The 6,904-nt window shown below is 71.5% G+C and carries 1 protein-coding gene; it reads left to right on the top strand.

Annotation, left to right across the window (positions count from 1 at the left end; all coding sequences use genetic code 11):
* Positions 1-6,904: amino acid adenylation domain-containing protein (locus tag ACFP2T_RS19565; RefSeq protein ID WP_377423837.1), on the top strand; the 6,904-nt coding region annotated here is incomplete at both ends.

Below are 6,904 nucleotides of genomic sequence, written 5' to 3'. Positions count from 1 at the left end.
GGTGGGGGTGGCCCGGGGGTATGTCAACCGGGCCGGGTTGACCGGTGAGCGGTTCGTGGCCTGTCCGTTCGGTGCCGGTGAGCGGATGTACCGCACCGGTGACGTCGCGAAATGGACCGCCGATGGGCAGTTGGTGTTCGCCGGTCGGGCCGATGCGCAGGTCAAGATTCGCGGGTTCCGGATCGAGCCGGGTGAGGTCGAGGCCGCGGTGCGGTCGTGTCCGGGTGTGGACCAGGCCGTGGCGGTGGCTCGCGACGACCGACTGGTCGCCTACCTGGTCGCGGACGCGGACGTGGACGTGGACATCGAGGCGCTGCGGGAGCGGGTGGCGACCCGGTTGCCGGAGTACATGGTGCCGGCCGCGGTCGTGCTGCTGGACGAACTGCCGCTGAACCCGAACGGGAAGGTGGACCGCGAGGCGCTGCCCGCGCCTGACTTCGCCGAGGCCTCGGTGGTGAGCCGGGCGCCCGCCACCGCGCAGGAGGAGTTGTTGTGCGCGGCGTTCGCGCACGTGCTGGGCATCGACAGCGTCGGCGTCGACGACGACTTCTTCCGCCTCGGCGGCCACTCCCTGCTCGGTGTCCGGCTGATGGCCCGGATCAAGGCGGTGCTCGGCGCGGAACTGCAGCTGTCGGCATTGTTCGACAGGCCGACGGTGGCCGGACTGGTGGCCGAGATCGCGGTGTCCCGGCGGGGCACGCCGGCTCTGGAACCGGCGGTGCGCCCGCAACGGGTGCCGCTGTCGTTCGCCCAGCGCCGGCTCTGGTTCCTGGCCCAGTTGGAGGGACCGAGCCCGACCTACAACATCTCGATGGCGCTGCGGCTGTCCGGCGAGCTCGACGCGGCAGCACTGGAGGCAGCGGTGCGGGATGTGATCGTCCGGCACGAGTCGCTGCGCACCATCTTCCCGGTCGAGGACGGCGAGCCGTACCAGCAGATCATCGACCCGGGGGAGCTGCGCTGGCAGCTCCAGGTCAGCCAGGTCGAGGCCGGGGAGATCACCGGGGCCGTGGAGCAGGCGGGTAGGTACGCGTTCGACCTGTCGGCGGAGATACCGATCGGTGCCTGGCTCTTCCAGGCGGGACCCGCCGAGCAGGTTCTGGTCCTCGTGGTGCACCACGTCGCCAGCGACGGCGGATCGATGGGCGCCTTCTGCCGTGACCTGTCGGCCGCGTACACCGCCCGGGCGCGCGGAGCAGCGCCGGACTGGCGGCCGCTGCCGGTGCAGTACGCCGACTACACGCTGTGGCAGCGCGCCGTGCTCGGTGACGAGACCGACCCGGAAAGCCTGCTGTCGAGCCAGATCGCCTACTGGCGGCGGGCGCTGCACGGGGCGCCGGAAGAGCTTAACCTGCCGGCGGACCGGCCGCGTCCGGCGGTCGCGGGTCGCACAGCGCACCGGGTGCCGGTGCGGGTGCCCGCCGACGTCCACCGGCGCCTGCTGGATCTGGCCCGCGTCGCCGGGGTGACGCCGTTCATGACCTTGCAGGCTGCCATGGCGGTGCTGCTGTCCCGTCTGGGCGCCGGTGAGGACATCCCGATCGGCTCCGCGGTCGCCGGCCGCACCACCACGGCGCTGGACGATGTCGTCGGGTTCTTCGTCAACACGCTGGTGATCCGGACCGACCTGTCGGGTGACCCGGCCTTCCGGCAGGTCCTGTCCCGGGTCCGGCAGGCGACCCTCGCTGCGCTGGCAAACCAGGACGTCCCGTTCGAGCGGCTGGTGGAGGAGTTGGCGCCGACCCGGTCGCTGGCCCGCCACCCGCTCTTCCAGGTGACACTGAACCTGCAGAGCGCCGAACGTGCCGCGATCGAACTGGGCGACCTGCGGGTCGCGTGGCAGACCGCCGGGTCCGCCACGGTGAGCGCGAAGTTCGACCTCGAGGTCGCGCTCGGTGAGACGTTCGACCCGCAGGGACGCCCGGCCGGAATGCAGGGTGCGGTGATCGCGACAACCGACCTGTTCGACCTGACGACCGCCGAACGGATCGCCGGGTGGTTCGAGCACCTGCTCGGTGTCCTCACCGCCACCCCGGACCTGCGAGTGCGCGCGGTGGACCTGCTCGATCTGCGGCAGCGTGAGCGCATGCTGCGGGAATGGAACGACACCGCGCGGGAGCTGCCGACCACCACGGTCGTCGACGCGTTCGAGCGGTGGGCGGCCACGGCGCCGGACACGGCGGGGGTGGTCGCCGGCGACGGCGAGTTGACCTACGCACAACTCGATGCCCGCGCCAATCAGGTGGCCTGGTACCTCCTCGACCGGGGGGTGGGCCCGGAGACGGTGGTCGGCCTCTGCCTGCCGCGCGGCATCCACATGATCACGGCAATCCTCGGCGTATGGAAGGCCGGAGCGGCGTACCTCCCCATCGATCCACAACTGCCGGCGGACCGGATCGGGTTCATGCTCACCGACAGCGCGGTGCGCCACGTCCTCGCGACTCGTGCGGCCGCGGCTGTCCCGGCCGGCGGCGTGGCCGACGTGACGATCTCCTGGCTCGACGAGCCGCAAACGCTGGACGGCCGTCCGCAGACGCCGCCGCCGGGACAGCATCCGGCCCGGCTGGCGTACGTGATCTACACGTCCGGATCGACCGGGACGCCAAAGGGTGTCGGCGTGGCGCACGACACGTTGTCGAACCTGATGGCCGAATTCGTGCCGCTGATGGGTGCGGCACCCGGCGTGGGCATGCTGCAGTTCGCCTCGTTCAGCTTCGACGCCTCGGTTCTCGACGTGGCCGTGACGCTGTCCACGGGGGCCACGCTGCTGGTCGCCGACGACGAACAGCGGGCGCAGCCCACACTGCTGCGGCGACTGCCGAATCTGCGCGCGGCCAGCGTGGTGCCGTCGCTGCTGGCCGTCCTGGACCCGGACGAGGATCTGACGGGCGTCGAGACCATGATCGTCGGATCGGAAGGCATCGCGGAATCGCTGGCCCGGACCTGGTCGGTTGGGCGGCGGCTGATCCACGCGTACGGACCCACCGAGACGACCGTCATCTCCGCGGTCTGGCCGGTCGACGCCGGACGAACCGGTCCGGTGCCGTTCGGGCGCCCCATCGTGAACACGCGGATCTACCTGCTCGACGCGGCGATGCGGCCGGTGCCGGTGGGTGTGGCCGGCGAGGTCTACATCGCCGGTGCGGGCGTCGCCCGCGGCTATGTCGGCCGGCCCGGCCTGACCGGGCAGCGGTTCGTGGCCTGCCCCTACGGCACCGGCGAACGGATGTACCGCACCGGTGACCTGGCGAAGTGGACCGAGGACGGCCAGCTGGTCTTCGCCGGGCGAACCGACCACCAGGTGAAGATCCGCGGGTTCCGGATCGAGCTGGGCGAGATCGAAGCGATGCTGCACGGGCACCCCGACGTGGAACAGGTCGTGGTCGTCGCCCGCGAGGACCGGCTGGTCGCTTACGTGGTGACCGAGGCGGGCACGCCGGAGCTGCGGGAACACGTAGCCGCCCGCCTGCCGGAGTACATGGTGCCGGCCACGTTCGTGGTGTTGCCGGAACTGCCGCTCAACGTCAACGGCAAGCTGGACCGCGAGGCTCTGCCGGCGCCGGAGTACGCCGGCGGCGACCCGGAACGAGGCCCCGCGACCGAGTACGAGGAACTGCTGTGCTCCGCCTTCGGTGAGGTTCTCGGCCGGGAGACGGTCGGTGTCGACGAGGACTTCTTCGAACTCGGCGGCCACTCGCTGCTGGCGGTGCGGCTCGCGTCGTCGATCCGGAAGGCCCTCGGCGTGGAGATGCCGTTGCGGGTGTTGTTCGAGGCTCCCACGGTGGCGAGCCTGTCCGCGCGGCTGGACGACATGCGGACCGCGCCCACCCGGCCGGCATTGCGGCCGAGACCGCGCCCGGACCGTGTGCCGCTCTCCTTCGCCCAGCGCCGGCTCTGGTTCCTGGGCCAGATGGAGGGACCGAGCCCGATCCACAACATCCCGTTCGTGGTCCGGCTCAACGGCCGGTTGGACGCCGACGTGCTGGACGCCGCGATGCGCGACGTGCTCGTACGCCACGAGTCGCTGCGTACCGTCTTCGCCACCGCCGACGGTGAGCCGTACCAGCGGATTCTGGACCCCGCCGAGGTGGACTGGCAGCTCACCGTGCGGCAGGTGCCCGTGGGGGGACTCGCCGAAGCGGTCTCGGAGGCGATCCAGTACCCCTTCGACCTGTCGGCGCAGGTGCCGATCCGCGGCTCGCTGTTCGAGCACGGGCCGGACGAGCAGATCCTGGTCCTGGTGGTGCACCACATCGCCAGCGACGGCTGGTCGCGCCGCCCGCTCACCCAGGACCTCTCCTCGGCGTACGCGGCCCGGCTGCGCGGCGCGGCGCCGGAGTGGGAGCCGTTGCCGGTTCAGTACGCCGACTACACGCTCTGGCAGCGCGAGCTGCTCGGTTCCGACGATGATCCGGAGAGCCTCGCCTCCGCGCAGGTGGAGTACTGGCGGCGGACTCTCGAGGGTGCACCCGATGACCTGGACCTGCCGCGTGACCGGCCGCGACCGGCGGTGGCCAGCGGCCGCGGGCACCGGGTGCCGCTGCTGGTCTCGGCCGAAGTGCACCAGCGGCTGGCGGACCTGGCCCGTGCCGAGGGGGCGACGCCGTTCATGGTGTTGCAGGCGGCCCTCGCGGTGCTGCTGTCGAGGCTGGGTGCGGGCACCGACGTCCCGATCGGTTCGGGAATCGCCGGGCGCACCGACGAGGCACTCGACGATCTCGTCGGTTTCTTTCTCAACACCCTGGTCATCCGCACGGACCTGTCGGGCGACCCGCAGTTCCGGCAGATCGTCGCGCGGGTACGCGAGACCAGCCTGAGCGCGCTGGCGCACCAGGACGTGCCGTTCGACCGCCTCGTCGAGGAGTTGGCGCCGGTCCGGTCGCTGAGCCGCCACCCGCTGTTCCAGGTTGTGCTGACCCTGCAGAACATCGAGCGTGCCAACCTCGAACTGGAGGGTACGCGGATCGGCGACGCCGCCTCCGTGCTGGAGGAGGTGGGCGCCGCCTCGGTCAACTGCGATGTCGACGTGATGGTCGGCGAGGTGTTCGACGACCAGGGACGCCCGGCCGGCCTGCGCGGTTCGATGACCGTGGCGACGGACCTGTTCGACGAGGCCACCGCCCAGCGGTTCGCGGACGGGCTCGCCCGGGTGCTGGAGACCGTCGCCGCGAACCCGGGCGTCCGGTTGCACGCCGTCGACCTGCTCGACGCCGCCGAACGCGACCGGATGCTGCACCACGGCAACGGCGCCGCGCTCGCGCCGTCGGAGGGAACGGTCGTAGACCTGTTCGGCCGTTGGGTGGCGGCAACACCCAAGGCCCCGGCCGTCATCGCGGACGGCGTGCGGCTCACGTACGCGGAGTTGGATGAGCGGGCTGGCCGGTTGGCCGGTCATCTGCGTGGTCTGGGGGTGGGCCGGGAGTCGGTCGTGGCGGTCGTGATGGACCGCGGCGCCGACCTGGTGGTGGCGTTGCTGGGTGTGTTGAAGGCGGGTGCGGCGTATCTACCGGTGGATGTGCGGTATCCGGCGGAGCGGATCGAGTTCATGCTGGCCGACAGCCGGGCGATCGTGGTGCTGGGTGTGTCGGACGTCCTGGATGAGTTGCCGGTGCGTGGTGTGGTGCCGGTGGCGTTCGACGATCCGGCGGTGTTGGCGGCGGCGCCCGTCGCGGGGCCGGTGCGGGTCGAGGCGGAGAGCTTGGCGTATGTGATCTACACGTCGGGTTCGACGGGTCGGCCCAAGGGTGTGGCGTTGACGCATGCGGGTGCGGTGAACCTGGCGCGGGCGCAGATCGACCGGTTCGGCGTGGGCGCGGGCGACCGGGTTCTGCAGTTCGCGGCGGTCGGGTTCGACGCCGCGACGTCGGAGTTGCTGATGGCGTTGTGTTCGGGTGCGGCGTTGGTGGTGGCCGCGGCCGACGACCTGTTGCCCGGTGCGGGACTGGCCGAGGCGGCGGAACGGTTGCGGGTCAGTCATGTGACGCTGCCCCCGGCCGCCCTCGCGGTGCTGGGCGACGAGGATCTGTTGTCGGTGCGCACGGTTGTCTCGGCGGGCGACGTCCTGAGCCGGGATCTGGTGGATCGGTGGGCGCTGGGGCGGCGGTTGTTCAACGCGTACGGGCCGACGGAGACGACGGTGTGCGCGTCGATGTCGGTGCCGTTGGCGCCGGGTGACGAGCCGACGATCGGTGTGCCGATCGCGAACGCGCGGTTGTTCGTGCTCGATGACCGGTTGGCGCCGGTGCCGGTCGGGGTCGCCGGTGAGTTGTACGTGGCCGGGGTGGGGGTGGCCCGGGGGTATGTGAACCGGGCGGGGTTGACCGGTGAGCGGTTCGTGGCGTGTCCGTTCGGTGCCGGTGAGCGGATGTACCGGACCGGTGACGTGGCCAGGTGGACCGCCGACGGGCAGTTGGTGTTCGCCGGTCGGGCCGATGCGCAGGTCAAGATTCGCGGGTTCCGGATCGAGCCGGGCGAGATCGAGGCGGTCCTGCGGTCCTGCCCGGGCGTGGACCAGGCCGCCGTGGCTGTCCGCGACGACCGGCTCGTCGCGTACGTGGTGACAGAGGCGTCCGTCGCGGGATTGCGCGAACTCCTGGCCGCACGGCTGCCCGAGTACATGGTGCCCGCGGTGTTCGTGACGCTCGAACGGCTCCCGCTGAACCCCAACGGCAAGGTCGACCAGGCGGCGCTGCCCGCACCCGACCACGCCGCCACCGGCCGGGCGCCGCGCACGGTGCAGGAGCAGAACGTCTGTGCGGCCTTCGCCGAGGTGCTCGACCTGGACGCCGTGGGCGTCGACGACAACTTCTTCGAGCTCGGCGGCCACTCCCTGCTCGCCGTCTCCCTGGTGGAGCGGCTCCGCCAACGCGGGCTGTCGGTGGCGGTGCGGGCTCTGTTCGAGTCG

It is taken from the genome of Plantactinospora solaniradicis, from assembly GCF_042658085.1.
GTDB classification, from domain to species: Bacteria; Actinomycetota; Actinomycetes; order Mycobacteriales; family Micromonosporaceae; genus Plantactinospora; species Plantactinospora solaniradicis.
This window is presented reverse-complemented; position numbering and strand designations above follow the sequence as displayed.